At 64.5% G+C, this 24,626-nt stretch carries 21 protein-coding genes; 8 read left to right on the plus strand and 13 right to left on the minus strand.

Features of this window, described 5'->3' with window-relative positions; genetic code table 11:
* The first annotated feature begins 6 nt into the window (after window positions 1-6).
* On the plus strand, window positions 7-813 hold the full coding sequence (locus tag AC5LXX_RS33665) for an oxidoreductase (RefSeq protein WP_493413542.1): 807 nt from the start codon (window positions 7-9) through the stop codon (window positions 811-813).
* 146 nt (window positions 814-959) lie between these two features.
* Here the strand turns inward: AC5LXX_RS33665 and AC5LXX_RS33670 are convergent, their stop codons facing one another.
* Entirely contained in the window at window positions 960-2,816 is a 1,857-nt protein-coding gene (locus AC5LXX_RS33670) for a tannase/feruloyl esterase family alpha/beta hydrolase (protein WP_493413543.1), read from the minus strand.
* A 51-nt stretch (window positions 2,817-2,867) separates the two neighbouring features.
* The gene (locus AC5LXX_RS33675; RefSeq protein ID WP_493413544.1) at window positions 2,868-4,004 is read right to left on the minus strand and encodes a porin; all 1,137 of its coding nucleotides are present in this window, start codon (window positions 4,002-4,004) and stop codon (window positions 2,868-2,870) included.
* Between the two features lie 466 nt (window positions 4,005-4,470).
* Here AC5LXX_RS33675 and AC5LXX_RS33680 point away from each other — a divergent pair, with 466 nt between their 5' ends.
* The gene (locus AC5LXX_RS33680; protein ID WP_493413545.1) at window positions 4,471-5,409 is read left to right on the plus strand and encodes a LysR family transcriptional regulator; all 939 of its coding nucleotides are present in this window, start codon (window positions 4,471-4,473) and stop codon (window positions 5,407-5,409) included.
* 13 nt (window positions 5,410-5,422) lie between these two features.
* Here AC5LXX_RS33680 and AC5LXX_RS33685 read toward each other — a convergent pair whose 3' ends face one another.
* The 8 genes from AC5LXX_RS33685 to AC5LXX_RS33720 form a co-directional block, all read right to left on the minus strand.
* Window positions 5,423-5,821, minus strand: a complete 399-nt coding sequence (locus AC5LXX_RS33685) for a RidA family protein (protein ID WP_493413546.1) — start codon at window positions 5,819-5,821, stop codon at window positions 5,423-5,425.
* An 85-nt stretch (window positions 5,822-5,906) separates the two neighbouring features.
* A complete protein-coding gene (benD, locus tag AC5LXX_RS33690) occupies window positions 5,907-6,683 on the minus strand; it encodes a benzoate diol dehydrogenase BenD (RefSeq protein ID WP_493413547.1) in 777 nt (258 codons plus the stop codon).
* Complete coding sequence (gene benC / locus AC5LXX_RS33695) at window positions 6,680-7,702, minus strand: benzoate 1,2-dioxygenase electron transfer component BenC (RefSeq protein ID WP_493413548.1); 1,023 nt, start codon at window positions 7,700-7,702, stop codon at window positions 6,680-6,682. Before benC ends, benD begins: the two co-directional genes overlap by 4 nt.
* Window positions 7,703-7,741: 39 nt before the next feature.
* Entirely contained in the window at window positions 7,742-8,230 is a 489-nt protein-coding gene (gene benB, locus AC5LXX_RS33700) for a benzoate 1,2-dioxygenase small subunit (protein WP_493413549.1), read from the minus strand.
* Complete coding sequence (locus tag AC5LXX_RS33705) at window positions 8,227-9,585, minus strand: Rieske 2Fe-2S domain-containing protein (protein ID WP_493413550.1); 1,359 nt, start codon at window positions 9,583-9,585, stop codon at window positions 8,227-8,229. The genes benB and AC5LXX_RS33705 overlap by 4 nt, the downstream gene beginning before the upstream one ends.
* Before the next feature lie 116 nt (window positions 9,586-9,701).
* Window positions 9,702-10,646 (minus strand): catechol 1,2-dioxygenase, encoded by a 945-nt coding sequence (catA, locus tag AC5LXX_RS33710; RefSeq protein WP_493413551.1) that lies wholly within the window; start codon window positions 10,644-10,646, stop codon window positions 9,702-9,704.
* A 56-nt stretch (window positions 10,647-10,702) separates the two neighbouring features.
* Window positions 10,703-11,839, minus strand: a complete 1,137-nt coding sequence (locus AC5LXX_RS33715; protein ID WP_493413552.1) for a muconate/chloromuconate family cycloisomerase — start codon at window positions 11,837-11,839, stop codon at window positions 10,703-10,705.
* 480 nt (window positions 11,840-12,319) lie between these two features.
* Complete coding sequence (locus AC5LXX_RS33720) at window positions 12,320-14,851, minus strand: ATP-binding protein (protein ID WP_493413553.1); 2,532 nt, start codon at window positions 14,849-14,851, stop codon at window positions 12,320-12,322.
* Window positions 14,852-15,347: 496 nt separating this feature from the next.
* Here AC5LXX_RS33720 and AC5LXX_RS33725 point away from each other — a divergent pair, with 496 nt between their 5' ends.
* The 3 genes from AC5LXX_RS33725 (at window position 15,348) to AC5LXX_RS33735 (ending at window position 19,298) form a co-directional block, all read left to right on the plus strand.
* On the plus strand, window positions 15,348-16,820 hold the full coding sequence (locus tag AC5LXX_RS33725; protein ID WP_493413554.1) for a benzaldehyde dehydrogenase: 1,473 nt from the start codon (window positions 15,348-15,350) through the stop codon (window positions 16,818-16,820).
* Window positions 16,821-16,834: 14 nt separating this feature from the next.
* Window positions 16,835-17,962: an NAD(P)-dependent alcohol dehydrogenase gene (locus tag AC5LXX_RS33730; RefSeq protein ID WP_493413555.1), complete on the plus strand. Its 1,128-nt coding sequence runs from the start codon at window positions 16,835-16,837 to the stop codon at window positions 17,960-17,962.
* Window positions 17,963-18,032: 70 nt separating this feature from the next.
* Complete coding sequence (locus tag AC5LXX_RS33735; protein WP_493413556.1) at window positions 18,033-19,298, plus strand: helix-turn-helix domain-containing protein; 1,266 nt, start codon at window positions 18,033-18,035, stop codon at window positions 19,296-19,298.
* A 216-nt stretch (window positions 19,299-19,514) separates the two neighbouring features.
* Here the strand turns inward: AC5LXX_RS33735 and AC5LXX_RS33740 are convergent, their stop codons facing one another.
* On the minus strand, window positions 19,515-20,417 hold the full coding sequence (locus tag AC5LXX_RS33740) for a LysR family transcriptional regulator (RefSeq protein WP_493414332.1): 903 nt from the start codon (window positions 20,415-20,417) through the stop codon (window positions 19,515-19,517).
* Window positions 20,418-20,575: 158 nt separating this feature from the next.
* Here AC5LXX_RS33740 and AC5LXX_RS33745 point away from each other — a divergent pair, with 158 nt between their 5' ends.
* A complete protein-coding gene (locus AC5LXX_RS33745; RefSeq protein WP_493413557.1) occupies window positions 20,576-21,352 on the plus strand; it encodes an SDR family NAD(P)-dependent oxidoreductase in 777 nt (258 codons plus the stop codon).
* A gap of 28 nt (window positions 21,353-21,380) precedes the next feature.
* Here AC5LXX_RS33745 and AC5LXX_RS33750 read toward each other — a convergent pair whose 3' ends face one another.
* Window positions 21,381-22,583, minus strand: coding sequence for a sugar transporter (locus AC5LXX_RS33750; RefSeq protein WP_493413558.1), 1,203 nt, complete (start codon window positions 22,581-22,583; stop codon window positions 21,381-21,383).
* Window positions 22,584-22,794: 211 nt separating this feature from the next.
* Here AC5LXX_RS33750 and AC5LXX_RS33755 point away from each other — a divergent pair, with 211 nt between their 5' ends.
* Window positions 22,795-23,469: an HAD family hydrolase gene (locus AC5LXX_RS33755; protein ID WP_322080864.1), complete on the plus strand. Its 675-nt coding sequence runs from the start codon at window positions 22,795-22,797 to the stop codon at window positions 23,467-23,469.
* Between the two features lie 76 nt (window positions 23,470-23,545).
* Window positions 23,546-24,118 (plus strand): hypothetical protein, encoded by a 573-nt coding sequence (locus AC5LXX_RS33760; protein WP_493413559.1) that lies wholly within the window; start codon window positions 23,546-23,548, stop codon window positions 24,116-24,118.
* Between the two features lie 137 nt (window positions 24,119-24,255).
* Here the strand turns inward: AC5LXX_RS33760 and AC5LXX_RS33765 are convergent, their stop codons facing one another.
* Complete coding sequence (locus AC5LXX_RS33765; protein WP_124452541.1) at window positions 24,256-24,498, minus strand: DUF6566 family protein; 243 nt, start codon at window positions 24,496-24,498, stop codon at window positions 24,256-24,258.
* Between the last annotated feature and the right edge of the window lie 128 nt (window positions 24,499-24,626).

The following is a 24,626-nucleotide window of genomic DNA, read 5'->3' on the forward strand; positions in this document are numbered from 1 at the left end:
ACAGCCATGTCGAACTCCATCGTTGTCGTCGTGACCGGCGTGTCGTCGGGCATCGGGCGCGCCGCCGCGGAGACCTTCGCCAAACGCGGGTGTCGCGTATTCGGCACCGTGCGCAGCATCGCCCGGACGGCACCCGTCGCCGGCGTCGAGCTGATCGAGATGGACGTGCGCGACGATGCGTCCGTTCAAGCCGGAATCCATACGATCATCGAGCGAGCCGCGCGTATCGACGTGCTAGTCAACAACGCGGGCACGAGCCTGATCGGCGCGGTGGAAGAAACGTCGGTGGACGAAGCGGCCGCCCTGTTCGACACCAACGTCTTCAGCATCGTGCGCACCGTGCAGGCGGTGCTGCCGCACATGCGCGCACGACGCAGCGGACGCATCGTCAACGTGAGTTCGGTGCTCGGCTTCTTGCCGGCGCCGTACATGGGGCTCTATTCGGCGTCCAAGCATGCGGTCGAAGGGCTGACCGAAACGCTCGATCACGAGGTGCGCCAGTTCGGCATCCGCGCGACGCTGGTCGAACCGTCGTTTACGCGCACCAGTCTCGACGTCAATGCGCCGCGCGCGAACGCGAAGATCGCCGACTACGACCGCGAACGCGCGCTGGCGTCGCAGGCTGTCGTCGACGGCGTGCAAGCCGCGCCCGAACCCGACGGCGTCGCCGCCACGATCGTGGACGCGGCGCTCGGCGCGTGGCGGATGCGGCGCACGCCGAACGGCGAGGCGTCGCTATTGCGCCAATTGCGGCGCTTCATGCCGGCAGGCCCGGTCGATTCGAGTCTGCGGAAAAAATTCGGGCTCGGGTGACGCGGCAGGCCGGCGAACCGTTGTTGAACGGGGTATCCGTCATGAATGTCGACACGGTCTGACTGGGCAATAGCGGCGGTACGCTTGCGCGCTGGCTGAAGGCGGCGGGACGGCGCTGTTCGCGAAGCACCGGCGGCGCCCGCCCGTCATTTGCACACGTAGTTGGCCGCGTCCTTGATCGACCCCGAACCGTTGTACGTCGCCTTCGCCGGATACATGCAGACGGGCTGGCTCGCGCTGCCGTCCGCCGACGTCAGCTTGATGCTGGCCGGCGCGTTCCCGTTCTCGACCCAGTTGACCAGTTGCGCATACAGGTCCTGGCGGTCGGCATGCGGCAACGGCACCGTATTCGCCGTTTGCGCCGGGCCGGCCGTGCCGTTGACGCCGCCATAGCCTCTGCAATGCCCCATGCCCGGAACCAGGAACAGCCGGTCGTACTGCTGTACCGCCGGAATGCCGCCCATGCGGCTCGCCACGCGTTCGTAGTAGTTGATGCTGCCCGACGGCGTGATCAGCGGATCGGCCAGGCCGTGGTAATGCAGCACCTTCGCACCGCTCTTCACGAGCCCCGACAGGTCCGGATTGTCGGTATTGATGTTGCCGAACGACGACTGCAGCGCGATCCCCTGGTCATAGGCGTTCGCCAGACCCGCATAGCCGAGGCTCTGCCACTTGTTCGCGCCGTTCCCGGTCGCGTTCGTGAAGCTGGTGCCCGCGATCGTCGGATCCTGCAATTCCAGCGCGACCAGGTCGGTCGAGATGCTGAACGGCGACGCGCCGGCCAGCGAACCGGTCAGCGTGCCGCGCATCAGGCCGAACCACAGCTGGTTGCTCGCGAGCGAGGTGGCCGTGCCGATGTCGGCCGCGGGGCTCGGCACCGAACCGTCGCGCGTCATCCCGTACCAGGTCTTGTTCATGGCGGTCGCCTGCGCGGCCGTCACGCACGCGGCCGTCGTGTTCGTACCGGTGACGGCGCCGATCTTCACGCCCGAGCACAGCACGTTCGGGTCCTGAGTCGGATCGTAACGACACTGGGCCGGGTCCATCAGGTAACCGAGATGCTGGCCGCCGACCGTGTCGCACGCGCTGACCGCCGCCCCCGACAGCAGCGACTGCTGCGCATCCGTCAGCGTCACGCCGCCGAGATCGACCTGCGCGACAACCTGCGGATACAGCTCGCCCGTAATGAACTTCGACCAGTTGAACGCAGGCGCGCCGTTCAGGTAACCGTCGTAGTCGGACGGATTGTTCTGCACCTCGTTGTAACCCTGCCGGCCGCCTGTCGAGCAGCCGTCCCAGTACGCATACTTTTGCGGCGTCGCGTAGTACGCGGCGACCAGCGCCTTCGTCTTGAGCGCCAGTTCGTGCAGACTGCGCTGCGCGAAGTCGTTCCACAGCGTCGTGTTGATCGTGCCGTCCGGATTCATCGCAAACGAACCGTTCGGGACGGCATGCCCGGTATCCGTCGTGCCGACCACCGCCCCCTCGGTGGCCGCGATCGTCGCCGCGCCCGGCACACCGCCGGCGCTCGCGACCTGCGTCGGGTCGTCGTACGCACCGCCTTGCCAGCCGCCGCCGCCGAGGTTGTGGATCCGGTGATTCCAGTTCGCCGGCGCAGGCAGCCAGATCTCCATGCCGATGCCGGCCGACGTCGACGGCGCGCCGGCCGGCCCCGCGTGACCGGGGCCCACGTTCAGCTTGACGAGACACAGGTCGCTCGCGGCAACCGGCGTCGCGGACGTGGCGGCCGATGCCGTCAGCACCAGCGGATCGCCGGCCTTGAACGACTTCACGGCGATGACGGAGGTGTTCGCGTCCGGTGCGAAGCGGGCCTTCATCGTGTCGTTGCATTCCAGCGCGACGGACGTCGTGCCGCTTCCCGATGCTTCCACGTCGTGGTCGTTACAGCCGGACAGCGCGAGCGTTCCCATCGCGGACGCGACCGCCAGCACACCCACACGCCATGCACGGCGACCGCCGTTGCCGCTTGTCGTCGAATTCATACCGCTCCTCCGTCTTGTCTCGATTGATGTGCGTTTTTGAAAGCGATTTGCTCAGAACATGTGCCGGATGCCGGCCATCACACCGACCTGGTTCTGCCCCGGGGCGGGCGTCGTGCCGCCGCCGCCGGCGCTGATCGTGAACGCGGCGTGCGCGCTGTTGGCGAGGTAGCCGCCCTGCAGATAGACGGCCGTCTGCTTCGACAGGAAGTAGGTGCCGCGTAACGCGCCGAGCGTCGCGCGCGCATCCTGGCCCGATACGTTGACGTGATAGACGCCGCCATCGACGAGGAAGGCCGGCGTCACGTAGTAGTTCGCGGTGAGGTAGAACAGGTTCGAATGCAGGTTCGGGCCGCCCGAGGAACCGGCGTCGACCCAGCGCCCGATCCAGCCGCCGCCGATCTTCACGCCGAACGCGTTGACGTAGCCGTTGACCTGCGCGCGATCGTCCTTGTCGCCGTTCGACGTCAGCGGTACCGGCTTCACGCCGTCGAAGAAGTTCGCGGCCGCCGTCGCGCCGCCGCCGCGTTGCTCTTCATACGAAGCGGCCGCGCCGAACGCCGTCGAATCGTATTTGAGCATCGCCGACCACAGCCGGCACACGGTCGTCTCGCCGGGCGTCGGGCCCGCACACGTGCCTTGCCCCGGCGAGTTGCCGGTCCCGGCCGAATCGCGGCCGAACGAATACATCGCGCCGGCCGTCACCCCGCCGAACTTGCCGCGCCATGCCACCGCATTGTCGGCGCGACCGTTCGGGATATAGGCATCGAGCGACGGCAAGCCATAGATATTCGGGCCGAGCAGGTCGGAATCGAGCACCGCGTAATACGTCATCGTGTACTGGCGGCCGAACGACACCGTGCCGTACGGGCTTTCTATCCCTACCCAGCTCTGGCGGCCGAACAACCGGCCGCCCTGTCCCATCGTGCCGCTGCCGACGTTGAAGCCGCTCTCGAGCGCAAACACGGCCTTGTAGCCGCCGCCGAGATCCTCCGACCCGCGCAGCCCCCAGCGCGACGGCAATTCGCCGGTGATCGACGGCATCCGCACGATGCCCTTGCCTTGCGCATTGGCATGCGACACATACTCGACACCTGTATCGATCACGCCATACAGCGTCACGCTGCTTTGCGCAAAACCGGCCGTCGCGAATCCGAGCAAAGCTCCGCCCACGAGATGGTGAAATCTCATTCAGTCTCCAAACTTTGATATGGGTATTTCTTGTTGATTCGGGTTACTAATCGGTAATCCGGTATTTCCGACGAGGACGACCGAGCCGGATCATCGTGTCGCGACGGTCGAGCTTCGACACGCTGCCGCTCGACTTGCCGCTGGCTTCCGGCCCAAAAGGGGATGTGATCGGGGGGCGTCTCCTTGTTGCATTGATCCGTTCGGCTGTGCAACCTGTTTGCGGCGATAGTAGCGACCGCAAAATCACCCGTCCAACACCGAATGGGTATCGGTTCATATCTGCGAGGTATGCATCGCCGTACCGTCCTCCTTTGGTGCATCGATTGCGGCCCTTCATCAAAAATCAATCTGTAAGCCAAACTAATTTTTACGAAAATCCGGCCATGCCGTCCCCTTCCCTGCCTTAGAATCGACATGACCCATTCGCGCCTCGCGCCCTCACTCCCCTCACTCGACGGCAACGAACATGGAGCTACGCCATCTGCGCTATTTCATCGCTGTCGCGGAAGAACGCAGCTTCACGCGTGCCGCACAAAGGCTGCACATTGCACAGCCGCCGTTGAGCCGGCAGATCCAGCAACTCGAGCAGCTGCTCGGCGCGTTGCTGTTCGAGCGTGAGTCGCGCCCGCTGAAGCTCACCGAGACCGGCCGCTTCTTTCACCAGCACGCGGCGCAGTTGCTCGCGCAAACGGCCGAGCTGGAATCGATGACGCGCCGCGTCGGCAAGATCGAGCGCAGCCTGTCGGTCGGCTTCGTCGGCTCGACGCTGTACGGGATGCTGCCGAAAGTGATTCGCCGCTATCGCCAGCTGCATGCGGAAGTCGAGCTGAGCCTGCACGAGATGTCGACGATGGACCAGATCAAGGCGCTCAAGGAAGGCCGCATCGACGTGGGCTTCGGGCGCATTCGCCTCAACGATCCGAGCGTGCGCCGCGTCGTGCTGCGCGAGGAGCCGCTGATCGCGGCGCTGCCGCTCGGCCACCGGATGTGCGGAACGAACGCGGCGCTGTCGCTGCACGACCTGCTCGACGACACGCTGATCGTGTTTCCGAACGCGCCGCGCCCGAGTTATGCGGACCAGGTACTCGCCGCGTTCCACGACCGCGCGCTCAAGCCCGCTCGCGTGCTGGAGACGCGCGAGTTGCAGGTCGCGCTCGGCCTCGTCGCGGCCGGCGAAGGCGTGTCGATCGTGCCGAAGAGCGTATACGGGCTGAAGCGCGACGACGTGTCGTACCACGAACTGGATGACGCGCGGCTCGTGTCGCCGATCATCATGAGCATGCGCATGCTCGACGAATCCGACGACATCGAGCGCATGCTGCGGCTCATCTACGACCTGTACGACGAACACGGCATCGCGTACCTGCGTCCGGCGTCGCAGGACCGGGCGGACGCCGGGTCATGATGCAACGTCGCGGTCAGTTCGCCAGCACGGCCACCGCCTTGATTTCGACGATATAGCCGGGCGAGCCGCCCAACATGTGCGCGCCGACCGCCGTCCATGCCGGCTTCGGATGCGCGCCGAGATAGCGGTCGCGCACCTGCATGAACAGCGGCAGGTCGCGCATGTCGGTATGGAACGTGGTCAGGTCGACCACGTCGTTGAACGATGCGCCGGCCGCGTCCAGCACCTGCTTCAGGTTCTCGAACGCCTGCACGATCTGCGCTTCGCGGCCTTCGACCAGCTGCATCGCCGCGTCGCGGCCGATCTGGCCGGACACGTACAGCGTGTCGCCGACCTGCAGGCCCGGCGCGTAGCCGATTTTCTCGTATACCGCTTCCATTCCCGCCGGAACGACGGCTTTGCGATCACGCATGGATGTCTCCGTGGCCGGCGTCGTCGCGCCGGCCGTCTGGTTGTCGATGAGGGCTGTCGATGAACGATGGCAAGCGGCGCGCCGCTCAACCCGTATCGCCGCCCGCCACCGGCAGCACCGTGCCGGTGATGTAGCTCGCCTCGTCGGATGCGAGGAACAGGATCGGCGCGATCTGCTCGTCGAGGCTGCCGTAGCGCTTGAAATACGTCGAGTCCGTCACCTGCTGCACGGCCTCGCCCATCCACGCCTGTTCCTGCTCGGTGTCGCCCGCCGCATTGCGCGGCACGCGGCGCGGCGGCGCTTGCGTGCCGCCGGGCGCGGTCGCGACGACGCGAATGTTGTGCGCCGCGTACTCCATCGCGAGCGCCGACGTCAGTGCGTTGACGCCGCCTTTCGCCGCCGAGTACGGCACGCGGCGGATCCCGCGCGTCGCGTTCGACGACACGTTGACGATCGTGCCGCCGCCGCGCGCGAGCAGGTGCGGCAGCACCGCGTGACAGGCATAGAGCGTCGGCATCAGCGAGCGGCGGATTTCCGCGTCGATCTGCGCCGGCTCGAATTCGGCGAACGGACGCATGCGAATCGCGCCGCCGACGCCGTTGATCAGGATGTCGATGCCGCCGAACACCTGCGCCGCGTACGCGATCGCCGCGTGCGCGCCTTCGTAGGTTTCGAGATCGGCGACGAAGCCGGCCGTCTCGCCACCGGTCGCTTCGGCCGCCACCTCGGCGACGAAGTCCGCACGATCGACGAACAGCACCCTGCCGCCCTCGGCCGCCGCGCGCAGCGCGACGCCTCGGCCGATGCCCTGCGCCGCGCCGGTGACGACGACGACCTTGCCGGAGAATCGTTGCATGGTCATGCCGCCTTTGCCGTGACGTTGGGGGTGAACTTCTCGTAGTGGAAGCTGTTCGGCTTCACGCCTTCGTCGTCGAAGTACTTGCGCACCGCGTCGACCATCGGCGGCGGCCCGCACAGGTACACGTCGACATCGCCGTCGTTCAGTGCATCGGCCGGGATGTGCTGCGTGACCCAGCCCTTGCGCGGATGGCTCGACGCGGCATCCGCGACGACCGTCGAAAAGCTGAAGCTCGGCAGTTTCGCCGCATACGCTTCGATCGCGTCGACCAGCACGAGATCGAGATCGCGCGTCACGCCGTAGATCAGGTGCACCTTCTGCGGCGAGCCGCTGCGCGCCAGCACTTCGAGCATCGACAGGAATGGCGCGAGGCCCGTGCCGCCGGCGAGGAACAGCAGCGGCCGCTGCACGTCGCGCAGGTAGAAGCTGCCGAGCGGGCCGTGCAATTGCAGCGTATCGCCCGGCTGCGCCGATTCGAGCCACCCGCTCATCACGCCGCCGGGAATCTTCTTGATCAGGAAGCTGACCTTCGCGTCGGCCGGCGCCGACGAGAACGAATACGAGCGGTGCTGGCCGCTCGCGGGCACGTCGATGTTCACGTACTGGCCCGGCAGGAACACGGGGGCGGCCGCGCCGACGTCGAGTTCGAGCACGACGGCCGCATCGTTGTGCTGCTCGACCTTCGTGACCGTCGCGGCAAAGCCGCTCTGGCCGGTCTTGCACGCGACCGACGAGGTCGGCACCGCGATCACGCAATCGCTCTGCGGCACCATCTGGCACGTCAGCACGAGGCCGCCGTCCTTCTCGTCCTCGGTGAGCGCGTCGTCGATGTAGTCGTCGCCGAGGTCGTAGCTGCCGCTTTCGGCGCGGCACTTGCAGGTGCCGCATACGCCGTCGGAGCAATCCATCGGCAGGTTGATCTTCGCGCGGAAGGCCGCGTCGAGAACCTTCTCGCCGGCCTTGCAATCGATGAAGCGGGTTACCCCGTCCTCGAAATTCAGTGCAATCTTGTAGCTGGACATGGCGTCACCTCCACTTCCTTTCATGACAAAGCAACAGCGTCAGACGTGATACACGTCGAGCACCTGCCGGATGTAGTCGTTCTTCAGCACGATCTTCTTGTGCGATATCAGCAGCGCATCGCCCGCCCGGCGCAACGTGACGAACATCGTGCCGAAGAAGTGATCGGTCACGCGGTAACGATGGTTCAGCGTGTGAAAGTTGTAGCGCACATCCACTTCGTCATCGCGCTCGGCCAGCACCTCGACGTTCGTCACGTTGTGGCTGGTGCGCGGCTCGGGCGTCGACGCGCCGCTGCGCTCGGTCTTGATCCGGAACACGCGATCCTCGAGGCCGCCGCGGTCCGGGTAATACATCAGCGAGATCTGGCTCTGGTGATCGTCGGTCGGCAGGTCGTCGTCGTCCCATGCGGGCATCCAGTACGTGACGTCTTCCGTGTAGCAGGTCAGCCACTCGTCCCACTGACGATCGTCGAGCAGGCGCGCTTCGCGATACAGCGCCGCGCAAATGGTCCGGTAATCGAAGCTCATGCCGTCACCTCCCCGCGTTCCTTCTTCAGCGCATCGCGCATCACGTGCACCCAATGTTCGTGCTGGCACACGAACAGCCCTTCGTCCTCGCTGCGCTCGCCCGAGATGCGCGGGTTCAGCCCCATCTTCTTCGCGTTCTCATCCGGGCCGTGTACCCACAGCGGCGCGCCGCGCGACAGGTCGTTCCACATCGCCGTAATGCCCGCATAGCCGGCCTGGCACGCGCGGAACTCCTCGAGATCGTCGGCCGTACCCATGCCCGTCACGTTGAAGAAATCCTCGTACTGGCGAATCCGCGTCGTGCGATCGGTGTCGCTCTCGCCCTTCGGTGCGAAGCAGAAGATGCTGACTTCGGTCTTGTCGACACCGAGCGGCCGCACCACGCGGATCTGCGTGCTGAACTGGTCCATCAGGAACACGTTCGGGTACACGCACAGGTTGCGCGTCTGGTTCACGATGAAATCGGCCTGCACGTCGCCGACGCGCGCCTTGATTTCGTCACGATGCCGGTACACGGGCCGCACTTCCGGGTTCATCGTCTTGGTCCACAGCAGGATGTGGCCGTTGTCGAACCCGTACACGCCCGCGACCGATTTGCTCCAGCTGTTCGCGTCGACGGCCTTGGTGCCGTCTTCCTTGCGGCGGCCCATCGTCGCCGCGTAGTTCCAGTGCACGGTGCTGACGTGGTAGCCGTCGCAGCCGTTCTCCATCTGCATCTTCCAGTTGCCTTCGTAGATGTAGGACGAGTTGCCGCGCAGCACTTCGAGCCCGTTCGGCGCCTGGTCGACGATCTGGTCGATGATCACGCGTGCCTCGCCGAGGTAGTCCTCGAGCGGCAGCACGTCGGCGCTGAGGCTGCCGAACAGGAAGCCGCGATAGTTCGCGAAGCGCGCGACCTTCTTCAGGTCGTGCGAACCGTCCGTGTTGAACTGCACCGGATACTCGGTCGTCTTCTCGTCCTTCACCTTCAGCAGCTTGCCGGTGTTCGAGAAGGTCCAGCCGTGGAACGGGCAGGTGAAGCTGCCCTTGTTGCCGTGCTTGCGGCGGCACAGCATCGCGCCCTTGTGCGCGCACGCATTGATGACCGCATGCAGCTCGCCGGTCTTGTCGCGCGTGATCACGATCGGCTGGCGGCCGATCCACGTCGTGTAGTAGTCGTTGTTGGCCGGAATCTGGCTTTCGTGCGCCAGGTACACCCAGTTGCTCTCGAAGATGTGCTTCATCTCGAGCTCGTACAGCGCCGCGTTCGTGAAGATGTCGCGGCGGCAGCGGAAAATTCCGGCCTCCTTGTCATCCTGCACGGCGGTTTCCAGCAGGTGATCCAGCTCGTTGGTGTGGTCGATCGTAGCGGACATGATGACTCCTCCCATGCGCGTGCCGCGTCCTGCAAGCACGCTCGCATCGGTTTCGGTTGAATCTCGGGGGACCGGCCGGCAGCGGCGGCGCATGCGCGCCACCCTGCCGCCGGCGGTTATGCCGTGGCGGAAGCGCGCAGGCGTTCGACGATCTGGTTGTCCTTGCCCTGCACGAGCGGCGTCAGTACGAAGTCGAACTCGATGTCCTGGTACGCATCGGCCTTCATGCCGAGCGCCGTGCCGCCGGTCTTTTCGACCACGGGCGGGATCAGCTCCTCGCGCGTCGCATACGCGAAGTCATCCCAGATCAGCGGATCGCCGTCGATGTTGAACTGCGTCGTCAGCTTGCGGTGATCGTCGCTTTCGACAAAGAAGTGCACGTGCGCGGGGCGGTTGCCGTGACGGCCGAGGCCGTTCAGCAGTTGCTGCGTCGCGCCGTGCGGCGGGCAGCCATAGCCGACCGGCATCAGCGTGCGGAATTCGTACTTGCCGTCGGCGCCCGTCTTCACCGCGCCGCGCAGGTTGAAGTCGCTCTGCTTGCCGGTCGGGTCGAAGTGCGAATAGAAGCCGTGCGAATTCGCGTGCCAGCATTCGACCACCGCGCCGGCCACCGGCTTGCCGTCGAGATCCTTGACCGTGCCGTGGATCACCAGCGGGCCCGCGCCTTCGTCCGCGTCGAGGTCGATCTTCGCGACGCCGTCGCGCACCGGTGCGCCCGCGACGTACAGCGGCCCCTCGATCGTGCGTGGGGTGCCGCCGTCGACGCCGAGCGCCTTGTCCTCGGCATCCATCCGGATGTCGAGATATTTCTCGAGACCGAGGCCGGCCGCGAGCAGCGCCGCTTCGCCATCCTGACCAAGCTTGTTCAGGTAGTTCACGCCGGCCCACACTTCGTCGGGCGTGATGTCGAGATCGTCGATCGCCTTGAACAGGTCGCCGAGCAGGCGCAGCACGACCTGCTGCATTCGCGCGTTGCCGCCCTTCGTACCGTTCCCGCCCGCGTTCGACGCAGCCTTCAGCAGATCCTGCACTTCCCGGGTTTCGAAAACTTTGACGCTCATGATGGTGTCTCCATGTGTATTTGGGGGATGACGGTCGTGCCTGACTCGGGCTACCGCTACCGCGCGACTCGCGTGAGCCCGTCGCGGGTGAAACGCCTGACCTTGTCTTCGTCGAGCTCGATGCCGAGACCGGGGCCGTCCGGCACGGTCAGTTCGAAGTCGCTGTAGTCCAGCGGCTGCGTCAGGATCTCTTCGGTGATCAGCAGCGGCCCGAACAATTCGGTGCCCCACTGCAGGTTCGCGAAGCTCGCGAACAGGTGCGCGGACGCGACCGTGCTGACCGCGCCTTCGAGCATCGTGCCGCCGTACAGCTCGATGCCGGCCGCATCCGCGATCGCGGCCACGCGCTGCGCGGCAAAAAGGCCGCCGCTCTGCTCGATCTTGATCGCGAACACGTCCGCGCCGTGATGCTTCGCGATGTCGAACGCGCTGTCGGGGCCTTGCAGGATTTCATCGGCCATCAGCGCGACCGGGAAGCGGCGCATCAGGCGCGCCAGCGCCGCGGCCGACGCGACCGGCTGCTCGACCAGCTCGCAGCCCGCATCGGCCAGCGCGGGAATCGCGCGCGCGGCCTGCGTTTCGCTCCATGCCATGTTCACGTCGACGCGTACCGACGCGCGATCGCCGAGCGCCTTCTTGATTTCGGCCACGTGGCGGATATCCGTCGCTGGCGGCTTCGCACCGATCTTCAGCTTGAACACGTTGTGGCGGCGCAGGTCGAGCATTCGCTCGGCTTCGGCGATGTCGGCGGACGTATCGCCCGACGCGAGCGTCCACGCGACCGGCAGGCGATCGCGCCGGCGGCCGCCTAGCAGTTCGCTGACCGGCACGCCGAGCCGCTTGCCGTGCGCGTCGAGCAGCGCGGTTTCGAGCGCGCTCTTCGCGAAGTGGTTGATCTTCGCGAGCTTGCCGAGGAACGCCATCAGCGTCTGGATGCGCGTTGCGTCCTTGCCGACGATTGCCGGTGCAAGGTACGCATCGATCGCGAGCTTCATCGCTTCGGGGCTTTCCGGGCCGTAGGCCATCCCGGCGATCGTCGTGCCTTCACCGAGACCCGTCACGCCGTCGCTGCAGAACACCTTCACGAGCATCAGCGTCTGGCCGTGCATCGTGGCCACCGACAGCTTGTGCGGACGGATCGTCGGCAGGTCGACGAGGCGGGTTTCGATGCGTTCGATGGTGGCGGAGGACATGGGGTGCGCGGCTTGGCGGGTGTTCATGGAACGGATTTATACGCGGCGGGGAAATGGAGCGTCCAATACTTTTCGGCGGAGCTTTTGATACCTGGCAGGTATTGAAATACAGCTTTTGACCGCTAATATTGCGTTGCACCATACCTGTTTTGGCAAGATATATGGGCTGAAAGGCTTGCTGGAGCGCGGTCGCGCTGGCGCGGCATAGCGCTTGGGCGGCGGTGCGATGTGGCTGTTTCGGCAGTGGGAAAACCCGCTGAAACCGGCGGCCCAGCTGAGTCGATCAGGGTTTTCCTGAGGGGAGAACGAGGGGCTGGCCGTCCGGGCTTTGGCTTCGACTTCGGTTGCTGCGGACGACCGGAGGGCGGTTGGTAGGCGGATATCGACGTTCGTTGTCGATGCTCGTCGTTCGCCAGAGGTTCGCTAACGCTCTGGCGGCATCAGCCTAATGGCAGTTGACGTTAGCGAACGGACGTCTCTCTAGCGTGATTTGCCGCCTCGAAAGTTCTTGCGTGTGACACCAGATTGCTTCGCACGTATGCCAACACCCCTCCGATTCGGACTAGTGGCTTGTTGGCGTGGTCCCGGTCTATCAAGCGCCCTGATGTCCCGGACAAATGCCCTCACCTCGTTCAACTGCTTGTACTGATTTGTTTGCGGGATAGAAACCCGAGTCGAGTCAATTTTAAGTAAATATGCAATAAACACATCGCGCATTTCGATAAAACTCTGGCTACTCGAACCATATGACTTTTGCTTCAGCTCATCACGCACTAGACGACTATTAATTCCCGTCGTCAATGCCATTTGCTCCATATAAACTGAAGAGTTGCCTAGTAATTCGATATGTGCAATACCGCTTTCCTTTATTGCAATTCGATCGGAAAGAGTCGGCTTTTCCACATTCGGGTCAAGTGTCTCCAATAATCTCCGATCAAATAGGCGAGTCACGGTTGTCAAAACGGATTCAACGGAAACTCCACACGCCTCAAAGAAGTCACATAATTCCGATATCAGCCAATGTCGCGCCTCTACTTGATCTAACCGAACATTTGCGGAACGTTGACGCAATATCCAGAGCACATAAAGAGCAAGCAAAGGAGATGTCGGCTTACGTGGGTCCGTATAAAATAGGTTGCAAATATACTCGTTCTCCATCTCGGAAAAGCGATCATATTCTCCTTTTATAAGTGCCCGATGAGTTCGATACTTATCAGACGAAACAGACGGCCCGCCATAGTGAGACTTGACAATGTCGTCGATCTTGATTTCCGGAGAAACAAAAATTCTTTCGGCCAGCCGCAACATACGCCGAATGTCAAAATTTGCAAGTCGTCCGATGAGCCCAGAGACATAGTCGCTATCAACAAATATTCTCTCGACTGCGTCTGCGAACATCGATAGGTCATCGATACTTACTGAAAATCCCTTTTTTGAAAAATAAGAAGAATTATTTTCCTTCTCCACATTGATTTTTTCCTTTACAAAGCGCACTCGCCGCGACAGTATTTCCTTAGCCTCAGGGACTGGAAGGTAGAAGCTTTTGGCTGCATAGCTTTGAAGTGCACCAGCCTTGCTCAGCCTCCAAACAGTGCGATCTGTTATTGGAACCATGATAAAAACCGCAGACGCACTCTCGAGTGAGTGCGCAAGCTGATAGATCTTGTCTTGGATATCAGGCGAAAATTGATCGGTGTTATCGAAGACAATACATGGCAAGCGCTTCAGCCCTAAGGTAGACCGTTTCAGTAAGAGACGAACATATTCTTCCGGCTGACTCTCTCTCCTAACTTCCATATGGTCGCCGAAAGCAATTTTGAACTGGTCTTTGTTGGTTTCGTACAGTGGTTTTTTGGGGCCATCCTTCCAACGAACGTATTCACCCCAGAAAATACCTTGGAGGTCGTCATAACTGGGCGGTTGATTAGTGCAGATTTGAACCTCCAACAACCCTCGAAGTTGGCGAATTGCCCATTCGACTATGCTGGAAGGATCGCCAGAATATTCATCTAAATTGACTCTTGCAATTGAACATTGTTGCCTTACACTGAACGGCAATATTTCCCCAAAAAATCGATCTATAAAAGTTGACTTTCCAGAGCCTTTATTGCCAACAAGAAGAACCGTTTCCGACCTTTGGGAGGTTAGCGTTTTCTCGATTTCTGCCTGAAGAGCAGAGCTTTCGGCGGTGTCGAGCGAGGCTATACCGTTCAGTACGTTTTGAACAATTTTTTGGAGTTCAAAATCGGCACGTCGACTTTCCGGCGTTTCGACGAAACACGCACGCACCATCTCTTTGTCTTCGGTATTTGATAGACGGGAGAAAAACTGAGAGAACATTAAAGATGCATCGGTTGCGAGGGCATCGCGTGGCTTCATATGTGCGTCAGCTGGATTTGAAACGAAATACTGTTCCTCCGCCTCGCCGATTGACACTCCTTCAGCTGAATTAAGGTGTGCAAAATGGCGTCGCTCAAGCACGTATGGAAGCGCAAGTAATTCTGCAAACCGCGAAAAGTCATCCTTAACGGATTCTATGGTAGGAAAGAAGATTCCTTTTCCCTGCAAGGGAGGAAGGCCGTCGGTTCTTGAGGCTTTGAAAAACAACCAACAACTACCGTCAGTAAGCACCGCCACAGGCGTACCCTGCTCGGTTGCATACGCTAGTGCTTGGCGAATACCCTCCTTCATCGGTTGCAAGACGGGACCATTAAGGGATAGGACCGTGGCCTTATTTGCGGCAGTACTAGCCTTGAGAAGACCGGAGCGCTTAGCCTCAATCACTATAGCACCTCGTCGTTCTCCGACTGTTAGAAGATAATCAATATATCCAGATGAGGTTGCTGGTTCGGTGAAAACGGACTCATGTCGCCACCCCAAAATCTCAAACAAAATTCGATCAAGGGCTTTTAATCGCGTATCGCTCTCGTTGGGAGCCTCATTGAGGGCTGCTGTTAGTTCCGGTTCTAAAGAGGTAAAGTCCTGAAACATCTGATCGATGCCTGTCGCCATTTTTCCCTCGAATGTATCGGCAGAACTTCAGTTGACCACAGTAAGTATAAGCCGGACTAGTGCTGGCGAGATTGGCCGCCGTGGCAATGCGGGGCTGGCCGACGCAAAAAGTGCGGATGTCCGTTGAACTTCGGAAGCAGCCGTTGAAACGGTACGAGATCCATTGGCCGCTCCAGGTCGGTAACTACCGCTCCGACGAAGCGTGAGCGCAGGTCTTGCCGCAGGTTTACGCGCTGAGCCTTCAGATACGGCGCACGTCGCACTACACCAGCAATAACCTGCCGTGTCACCAGACCGCATGCGGCAACAACCCGCACCGCAACTGTTCAATTTCCGCACACCCAATCGCAAACGCCCCCCACTCCACGCGCCCTCCGCGCGTGGGAACAAACCCGGATACCCCGGTTTTGCCCCGCCCGCCTACCCTCGCGCGTATGCCGGTCGATGCCCACGCAACAAAACCGACCCGGCCGATCCGAATTCACCAGGAGCGCACATGGATAGCAGCAGCACCCCCGCACTGTTCGACACCGACATCTGGCGCGGCAAGACCTTCAACGGCCGCTGGCACGCAAGCCCGCAAGCGGCCGACGTGATCGAACCGGCGACCGGCAACACACTCGGCCGCATCGGCGTCGCAGACAGCGCGGCCATCGCCGAAGCATCGGCTACCGCGCATCGCGCGCAGCCCGCATGGTTCGCCCTGCCCTACGACGAGCGCGCAGCAGTCCTGCGCCGCGCGGCGACAGTCGCCGAATCGCACTTCGACGCGATCGTCGACTGGCTCGTGCGCGAAAGCGGCTCGACGCGCGCGAAGGCGTCGTTCGAAACGTCGGTCACGATCAAGGCGCTGCACGAAGCCGCCGGCCTGCCGTCGCGCGCAGCCGGCGAAGTGTTGCCGTCGGCGGCCGGCCGACTGTCGCTCGCGCGCCGCCGCCCGCGCGGCGTGGTCGGCGTGATCTCGCCGTTCAATTTCCCGCTGTACCTCGCGATACGCGCGGTCGCGCCGGCGCTCGCGCTCGGCAACGCGGTCGTACTGAAGCCCGATCCGCGCACCGCCGTGTGCGGCGGCGTCGCGATCGCCCGCGTGTTCGAACTCGCCGGCTTGCCCGAAGGCGTGCTGCACGTGCTGCCCGGCGACGGCGCAGCCGGCGCGGCGCTGGTCGCCGATCCGCACGTCGCGATGATCCAGTTCACCGGCTCCACCGCGGCCGGGCGCAAGGTCGGCGAAGCGGCGGGCCGCTACCTGAAGAAGGTATCGCTCGAACTCGGCGGCAAGAATTCGCTGATCGTGCTCGACGATGCCGACCTCGACCGCGCGGTCGCCAACACCGCGTGGGGCGCGTATCTGCATCAAGGGCAGATCTGCATGGCGACCGGCCGCGTGCTCGTGCAGCGCGCGATTCACGACCGCTTCGTCGCGAAGCTCGTCGAGAAGGCGCGAAGCCTGCGCGTCGGCGACCCGGCCACCGGCGACGTCGGCCTCGGCCCTCTGATCAACGCCGCGCAACGCGACCATGCGGCGAGCGTGGTCGACGCGGCCCGCCGCGCGGGCGCACGCGTCGAGACGGGCGGCGGCCATCGCGGCCTGTTCTTCGAGCCGACCGTGCTGAGCGGCGTTGCGCCGGGCAATCCGGCATTCGACGAGGAAATCTTCGGGCCGGTCGCGATCGTCGTGCCGTTCGATACCGACGAAGAGGCGATCGCGCTCGCGAACAAGACCGAATACGGGCTGTCGATGGCGATCCTGTCGGCCGACGTCGGTCGCGCACTGAGGATCGGCGAGCGCTTGAACACGGGGCTGCTGCACATCAACGACCAGACGGTCAACGACGAAGTGATCAACCCGTTCGGCGGCGTCGGCGCCTCGGGCAACGGCTCGAGCATCGGCGGTGCGGCAAACTGGGAGGAATTCACGCAGTGGCAGTGGCTGACGATCAAGGGCGAAGCGCCGCTGTATCCGATTTGACGAGGAGACCGACCATGTACACCGAAAACGATACGCGCGCCGTCACCGCGGCCGTCGCGCGCGCGGCCGGCGCGCCCTTCTCGATCGAAGCGGCCCGCATCCGCGCGCCGCGCGGCGACGAGGTGCTGGTGCGCGTCGTCGCGACCGGCTTGTGCCATACCGACCTGATCGTGCGCGACCAGTACTATCCGGTGCCGCTGCCGGCCGTGCTCGGTCACGAAGGCGCCGGCGTGGTCGAGGCGGTCGGCCCGAACGTGAAGACGCTCGCCGCCGGCGATCACGTCGTGCTGACCTACGGTGCGTGCGGCCATTGCGCGTCGTGCGTGGGCGGTCACGGCGCGTACTGCCGGCAGTTCTTCGCGCTGAATTTCGGCGGCGCCGACGCCGACGGGCAGACGGCCATCCGGGACGAAGCCGGACAACCGCTGCACGATCATTTCTTCGCGCAGTCGTCGTTCGCGAGCTACGCGCTCGCACGCGAGAACAACGCGATCAAGGTGCCGAAGGAAGCGCCGCTCGAATTGCTCGGCCCGCTCGGCTGCGGGATCCAGACCGGCGCGGGCGCCGTAATCAATTCGCTCGCGGTGCGCACCGGCAGCAGCTTCGCGAGCTTCGGCGCGGGCGCGGTCGGCATGAGCGCCGTGATGGCCGCGCGCATCGCCGGCGCGACGACGATCATCGCCGTCGACATCGTGCCGTCACGGCTCGCGCTGGCGCTGGAGCTCGGCGCGACGCATGCGATCAACAGCCGGGAAGTCGACGTCGTCGAGGCGATCCGCGAGATCACCGGCGGCGGCGTCGACTTCGCGCTCGAGTCGACCGGGCTGCCGGCCGTGCTGTCGCAAGGGATCGACGCGCTCGGCTCGCGCGGAACGATGGGCGTGGTCGGCGCGCCGAAGCTCGGCACCAAGGCCGAATTCGACGTGAACAGCCTGCTGCTCGGCGGCCATACGATCCGCGGCATCGTCGAAGGCGACAGCGTGCCGCAGACGTTCATCCCGCAACTCGTGCAACTGTATCTGCAAGGGCGGTTTCCGTTCGACCGGCTGGTGAAGTTCTATCCGCTCGAGCAGATCAACCAGGCCGCCGAGGACAGCAGCAAAGGCATCACGCTCAAGCCGATCCTGCGTCTGCCGCATTGAACGCAAAAGGCGCCGCCGGCGGCACGCCGACGCAAATCGGCCGCACGCGGCGGCGCCTGTTCTCGGGAAAATGCCCTGCTTCTGGCACCGGGCTATATTACGCATTCGCGCGACACGCCAAGCCGGCACGTCGGGCCCGGCTCTTCGTCCCAAACTGGAGCGCAGCGTGAATACAGCCCCCGAATCCCTTTCACGGCCGGTCGACCTCGACCGGCTCCGCGCCCGCTTCGCCGCGGGCGAGCCGCTGCCGGAAGCGGCGTTGCCGGCCAGCGTCGCACGCTCGTGGCTGCGCTCGCGCGACGCGGGGCTGCGGCCATGGCAAACCGCCCGCTATGAAATGCAGCGCGAGCACGACGAATCGCGCGCGGACCGGCGGCTCTACCGCTGCGTCGCGCAGGAGATCGAGCCGCTGTGGGCGGCATTCGGCGGCATCGAATGGACGATCATGTGCGTCAATCCGCACGGCACGATCATCCATGCGCGGCGCAGCCCGCAATGCGCCGACGCGCTGCTGACGCCGATCGTCGCCGGGCGCCGGATCGTCGAACCGAACATCGGCACGACCGCGCCGAGCTGCGTGATTCACGACGGCGCCGAAGCCGTCGTCGCGGGCGCGCAGCATTATCTCGACGAGTTGTCGCGGGTGTTCTGCCTCGCGGTGCCGCTGGTGGGCTTCAACGGCGAAGTGATCGGCGCGCTCGATATCACCGGCATCGGCAGGCGCAACGTCGTGCAGCTGCGCGAGCCGTTCCGGCACGCGTCGCTGTCCGCCGAGCAGCGGCTCTACGCGATGCTGCGCGACTGCCATCTGCTGCAGGTGCAATTCGATCCGCGCTGGCTCGGCACGCCGCTCGCCGGCGTCATCGCGCTCGACGCAGCGGGCCGCGTGCGCGCTGTGAGCCGGCTGGCGCGCCAGATGCTCGATCTCACGCCCGTCGGGCCGGTGGCCCCGTACGATCTCCGGCAACTGTTTCCCGGCGCGACGCCCGCGCAGCGGCGCCGTTTGCTGACACCGGCCCGCACGCCGCAGCGGATCGCGCGCGACGATGGTAGCCACGTATGGGTGCGCACCGTGCGTGCGCCGCTCGATCGCGTGGCGACGGCGCGTCACGCCGATGTGCTCGAGGAGGCCGCCGACGTGTGCCATGCGGTGCCGGCCGCCGGCCCACAGGCGAGCCTGTACGAACAGTCGCTCGACGCGATCCGGCGGGCGCTCGACGAGCACGACGGCAATGTGTCGGCTGCCGCGCGGCAGCTCGGCATTTCACGCACGACGCTGTACGCGAAACTGCGGCAGCGCGATGCGGCGGGGATCGGGCGCGACGGGGCGCATTGACGGTTCGGCAGGATGCGGGCCGTGTGGTAATGGCCCGGTGCCACTGCCCGCCGCTCGTGCCGCTGCAACGCGAGCCTGGCCGCGAACGCTGCCGACCACGCCGTCGATGGCGTCGATCCACGGCAGCACGGAGTCGCCCGCGATCACCGCATGCGGGTGCGGCGACACCATGACGATCCCGCAGCGTGTCGGCGGACGGCACGGCAGCGACGGCCCCTACTCCCGCCACGTCGCCTCCGCGAGCTTCGCCACCAGTTCGTCGTACACCACCCGGATACGCCGGGGCATCGGGCCGCGCCGCGGCCGATAGACGTGCAGCTTCCACGGCTCGGGTTCGAGACTCGGCAACAGGCGCACCAAGCGCCCCTTCCGGACATACTGCCGGACCAGGTACTCCGAGCACTGGCCGAATCCTGCTCCGGCACACACGGCCTCGATCTCCACCTCGGTGTCGTCCGTCAGATAGGCCGGCGACGACGGAACGAAGTGTTGCTCCCCCCGAAAGATCCACGGCCATGCGCGGCCGCTCGCGCGGTCGATCAGGCACGTCACCGGCATCGCTTCGAGTGCCTTGCGGTTTTTCGGCTCGCCCAGCCGCTCGATCAGCGACGGCGCGCCCACGACCCACATCGGCAGCGGCCCGACCATGCGCGCGACGAAGCGGTTGTCGCCGATCGCGCCGACGCGCACGCCGATGTCGATCTGCTCGTCGACCACCGGCGACGGCACGTCGGACAGCCGCAGATCGGGCACGAGCCCCGGATACTGCTGCATGAGGCCGGTGAGGATCGGCTGCACGTAATGCCGCCCCATGCCTGACGGCGCCGTGATCCTGACGATGCCGACCGGCTCGTCGACCTGGGCGGCCGCGGGCCCGAACAGCCCGTCGACGGCGGAAAGCGCCGCCTGCGCGTCACGCGCGAACGACTGGCCGAATGCGGTAATCCGGATGCTGCGGGTCGTCCGGTGAAACAACGTTTCGCCGAGCATCTCCTCCAGCTCACGCACCGCGCGCGTCACGACCTGCGGCGATACGCCGAGACGCGCCGCCGCCTCGCGGAACGTGGGGGCCGCGGCAGCCGCGGCAAAGATCTTGAGGAGATCGAGTCGGTTGAGCATGGCGAACCCTTCTGACGCACCGGAAACTGTGCACTTCATTCCTGAATCAGGAATTCTGAATGCGTAATTGTTCCATTTTATTGCGACGATCGAGCGCCCACAATGGGCACCAGACGTCGCATTGACGTGGACGGTCAACCACTCTGGAGAAACGCATCATGAACGCAAGCACTCAACCTGCCCAACTCGAAGGCCGCATCGCCGTGGTGACGGGCGCCAGTTCCGGCATCGGCCGCGCATCGGCGATCGAACTCGCGCGACGCGGCGCGAAGGTCGTCGTCAGCGCCCGGCGCAAGACGGAACTCGATCGACTGGTCGACGAGATCACGAGGGCCGGCGGCGAGGCCCGCGCATTCGCGGCGGACGTCGCGAACGAAGACGATCTGCGCAAGCTCTTCGACTTCGCGGTATCGACTTACGGCCGCCTCGACATCGCGTTCAACAATGCCGGCACGGAAGGCGTGTTCGCGCCGCTGCTCGAGCAGAATGCGGAAAGTTTCGACAAGGTGTTCGAGCCGAACGTGCGCGGCGTCTTCAACTCGATGAAGTTCGCGGCCGAAATCATGCTGCGCCAGGGGTCGGGCAGCATCATCAACAACGCGTCGATGGGCGGCCTGATCGGCTTCGAGAACGCGTCGGTCTATATCGCGAGCAAGCACGCGGTGATCGGGATGACGAAGACGGCGTCGATCGAGTGGTTCAAGCGCGGCGTCCGCGTCAACGCACTGTGCCCCGGCCTGATCGAAACGCCGTTCCATCACCGCGGCATCTGGCCGTCGGACGAAGCGCAACAGGCGTTCGCCGCGTCGTCACCGGCAGGACGGTGGGGCTCCGCCGAGGAAATGGCGACGATCGTCGCGTTCCTCGCGTCGGACGACGCCAGCTACGTGTCGGGGCATGCACTCGTGGCCGACGGCGGTTATTCGGTGGCATGATCCACGGGGCGCGAGCCGCGCAGCGGCTTCAAGGCGCGGGGGCCGCGACCGCCGCTTCCCGTTTCGCGTGCAGCCGCAACGCGGCCCACGCGATCCCGGCCGCGAAGATCGCGACCACGCCGCCGAAGGTGCCGATCCACGGCAGCCCGAAGTCGCCCGCGATATGGTTGCCGAGCAGCGCGCCGGCGCCGATCCCGACGTTGTACAGCCCGGAGTAGATCGACACGGCCAGGTCGGTCGCCTCCGGCGCCAGCTTCAGCACCCACGCCTGCATCGCCAGCCCGAAACAGACGATCGCGCCGCCCCACACCAGCGTATGCGCCGACAGCGTGACGATGTTCAGCGCGCACGGGAACAGGATCAGCAGGCAGCCTGACAGCGCCACGATCGACGCCAGCAGGAAATCGTCGGGCCGGTGCGGGTAGACGCGATTGAAGCAGACCGCGGCCGGCAGGCCGGCGACGCCGAACAGGATCAGTACGTACGTGATCCGGCTATTGCTCGCGTGGTTGATGCTCTGCACGAACGGTTCGATGTACGTGTACGACGTGAAGTGCGCGGACACGACCAGCACGGTGATCGCGTACAGCGCGACCAGCGCGGGCTTGCGCAGAAATACGCCGATGCTGCTCAGCGATCCGGCGCCCTGGCTCGGCAGCAACGGCAACGTGGCGCGCAGCAACAGCAGCGCGACGCCCGCCGCGCCTGCGATGATCAGGAACGTGACGCGCCAGCCGAACGCCTCGCCGATCACGCGGCCGAGCGGAATCCCGGCCACCATCGCGATCGCCGAGCCCATCGCGATCAGGCTGAGCGCACGGCTTTTACGGTCGCTCGGCGCGAGCCGTACCGCGAGCGGGATCGAAATCGACCAGAACACCGCATGCGCGCACGCGATGCCGAGCCGGCCGATCATCAGCACGGTGAAGTTCCACGCAAAGCCGGTCACGACATGACTGCCGATGAACACCAGCAGCGCCACGCCCAACAGCTTGCGGCGCTCGACGTGCCGCGTGACGAAGGTCAGCGGCAACGAGACGACCGCGACGGCCCACGCGTAGATCGTCAGCATCAGGCCGACGGCGGTCGGCTGCATCTGCAGGCTGTCGCCGATCGCGCTCAACAGCGCGACGGGTACGAATTCGGTGGTGTTGAAGATGAAGGCGGAGAGCGCAAGGGCCAGAACGCCCCACCACGATTGTTCGGAACTGACGGCGTCGGGGGTTGCCATACGGGGATTCGACGAAGGTTGGGCGCGCGCGGGCGGCCCGCCCGGCGCATCGGCGCGATTGTACCAGCGCCGTTCGACACGCTGCCGCCGGGCGCGGCGCGTGCGGCATGTGCGGCGCGGGACATGGCGGTGACACGGCCGCGCACCGATAATGTAACGAATGGGTTTTTGCCGACGATTTGCCCGAACGCTACCGGACCAGGAGATTCACATGCGCATTGAAACGTCATTTCTGTTCGATCTCGACGGCACGCTCGTCGACAGCGTCTATCAGCACGTGCTCGCGTGGAAGGAGGCGCTCGATGCCGAGGGCATTGAACTGTCGGTATGGCGCATCCACCGCAAGATCGGGATGAGCGGCGGCCTGTTCCTGAATCAGCTGCTGCGCGAGACGGCCGGCGACATCGACGCGGAGCGCGTCGAGCGGCTCGCGCGGCTGCATGCGGCCGCCTACCAGCGGCTGCGCGCGCAGGTGCGGCCGCTGCCCGGTGCACGCGAGTTGCTGGCCGCGCTGACGAATGCCGGCATTCGCTGGGCCATCGCGACCAGCGGGCGGATGGAAACCGCGGCGATCAATCTGGAAGCGCTTGGCGTCGATCCGGCGAAGCAGGTCGTCGTCACGCGCGACCAGGTGAAGTATGCGAAGCCGGACCCCGACCTGTTCCTGACCGCGGCCGCTCAGTTGAACGTGCCGATCGAACACACGGTGGTGGTCGGCGACAGCATCTGGGACATGCTCGCCGCGGCCCGCTGCCGCGCACTCGGCGTCGGGCTGCTGTCGGGCGGGTATGGCAGCGACGAACTGGAACGGGCCGGCGCGCTGCGCGTGTATGACGATCCGGCGGACCTGCTGTGGCATCTGGACGAGATTGCGGCGCGGCCGTAGGTGCCGGCCGACCTGTCGACGGCGACAACGGGTCTACACGACGGGCCGTGCAGCACACAACGGTCCGGCAGCTTGCGTGGGCGACAAGCTCGACGTGAAAGGTGCGCGCCCAAGCGAAGTACATCGTGGCGCTCTGCGCGGCGGCATCGGGCACTACGCGCACCTCCCTCCGATAGCGCAGCCGCCGTTCAGCTGTCGAATTAAGCCTGGGCGAAATATGCAGGTCACCAGAAAAAATTTAATCGTGATCGCGCTCGTTTTGGCGCTGGCGATTCCGTTTCTTACGTTGCGAAAATCGTACGAGGGCTGCGAAAGCTTTACTCAGGCTCTTAACGGAGGAACGAAAGAGTTCGGTGGCGAGAAATACAAAATCGAGCTGTGTGGGGCACGTCGCTCGTTTGGCGACGGCGACGAAATTCGGCTCCAAGTGATAGGACCGGCAGGAGATGTGCTGGCGGAGCGGTATTTCGCGGTGCGCACGATAAACGATGCAGCCCCTCGGGAACTAGAGTACGGCGACGACAATATTTTCTACTACGACCAATCGAAGTCGTCTCCGTTGCGCTTCATCGCCATGCCGCCTTCCAGGATGGACGGGTGGACGGCGCGAGTACCTTTGCTGCAACGACTGATCGTGTTTTTTTCATAACGAGCAGCATGCGATCGTCAGGATTCACGTCGATCTCGCAGCGCCAAACATGAAGGGTGCGCGGATCGCTCATCTGCCCCTCCCGACGCGGGCTAGCATGCACCGATGAAGCCCCGACACCACCAACGCCACGCCGGTCAGTCGTCATCCACGCGCTTGTCGATCAGATAGCGGCCGCGCTCGACACCCGCGCGCAGCGCCTCCACCTCGGTCAGCCATTCGGGGCCGGCCGGCTCGGGCACGTACAGCTCGATGCGTGCGCCGTCCACATACACCTGCACCTCGTCGCGCCATGCGCCGCTTTCGTCGCGCCGCGCCCAGACGAGAATCTCGTGACCGCGATATGGGTCCCGAACCTGCGCATCCTGTTGATGTTGCACGGTGGCCTCCTGTCCTTATCTGCGATTCCGATGCAAAAAATGCGCGCCGCATGGTCGCCGCGCACGCCGTAGGCCTTGTGCGCACGCGCCGTGCCCGGCCGGCACGCGGCTTGCGTCCCCTTGGTGCA

Source organism: Burkholderia torrens (assembly GCF_984668525.1).

Bases quoted from the DNA above. Each gene is read 5' to 3' on its own strand.
- AC5LXX_RS33715 (WP_493413552.1), bottom strand. From the start codon at position 11,839: ATGTCCTCCGCCACCATCGAACGCATCGAAACCCGCCTCGTCGACCTG.
- AC5LXX_RS33745 (WP_493413557.1), top strand. From the start codon at position 20,576: ATGAACGCAAGCACTCAACCTGCCCAACTCGAAGGCCGCATCGCCGTG.
- AC5LXX_RS33750 (WP_493413558.1), bottom strand. From the start codon at position 22,583: ATGGCAACCCCCGACGCCGTCAGTTCCGAACAATCGTGGTGGGGCGTT.
- AC5LXX_RS33670 (WP_493413543.1), bottom strand. From the start codon at position 2,816: ATGAATTCGACGACAAGCGGCAACGGCGGTCGCCGTGCATGGCGTGTG.
- AC5LXX_RS33735 (WP_493413556.1), top strand. From the start codon at position 18,033: ATGCCCTGCTTCTGGCACCGGGCTATATTACGCATTCGCGCGACACGC.
- AC5LXX_RS33675 (WP_493413544.1), bottom strand. From the start codon at position 4,004: ATGAGATTTCACCATCTCGTGGGCGGAGCTTTGCTCGGATTCGCGACG.
- benC (WP_493413548.1), bottom strand. From the start codon at position 7,702: ATGTCCAGCTACAAGATTGCACTGAATTTCGAGGACGGGGTAACCCGC.
- AC5LXX_RS33720 (WP_493413553.1), bottom strand. From the start codon at position 14,851: ATGGCGACAGGCATCGATCAGATGTTTCAGGACTTTACCTCTTTAGAA.
- benD (WP_493413547.1), bottom strand. From the start codon at position 6,683: ATGACCATGCAACGATTCTCCGGCAAGGTCGTCGTCGTCACCGGCGCG.
- AC5LXX_RS33740 (WP_493414332.1), bottom strand. From the start codon at position 20,417: ATGCTCAACCGACTCGATCTCCTCAAGATCTTTGCCGCGGCTGCCGCG.
- benB (WP_493413549.1), bottom strand. From the start codon at position 8,230: ATGAGCTTCGATTACCGGACCATTTGCGCGGCGCTGTATCGCGAAGCG.
- AC5LXX_RS33730 (WP_493413555.1), top strand. From the start codon at position 16,835: ATGTACACCGAAAACGATACGCGCGCCGTCACCGCGGCCGTCGCGCGC.
- AC5LXX_RS33725 (WP_493413554.1), top strand. From the start codon at position 15,348: ATGGATAGCAGCAGCACCCCCGCACTGTTCGACACCGACATCTGGCGC.
- AC5LXX_RS33755 (WP_322080864.1), top strand. From the start codon at position 22,795: ATGCGCATTGAAACGTCATTTCTGTTCGATCTCGACGGCACGCTCGTC.
- catA (WP_493413551.1), bottom strand. From the start codon at position 10,646: ATGAGCGTCAAAGTTTTCGAAACCCGGGAAGTGCAGGATCTGCTGAAG.
- AC5LXX_RS33705 (WP_493413550.1), bottom strand. From the start codon at position 9,585: ATGTCCGCTACGATCGACCACACCAACGAGCTGGATCACCTGCTGGAA.
- AC5LXX_RS33685 (WP_493413546.1), bottom strand. From the start codon at position 5,821: ATGCGTGATCGCAAAGCCGTCGTTCCGGCGGGAATGGAAGCGGTATAC.
- AC5LXX_RS33665 (WP_493413542.1), top strand. From the start codon at position 7: ATGTCGAACTCCATCGTTGTCGTCGTGACCGGCGTGTCGTCGGGCATC.
- AC5LXX_RS33680 (WP_493413545.1), top strand. From the start codon at position 4,471: ATGGAGCTACGCCATCTGCGCTATTTCATCGCTGTCGCGGAAGAACGC.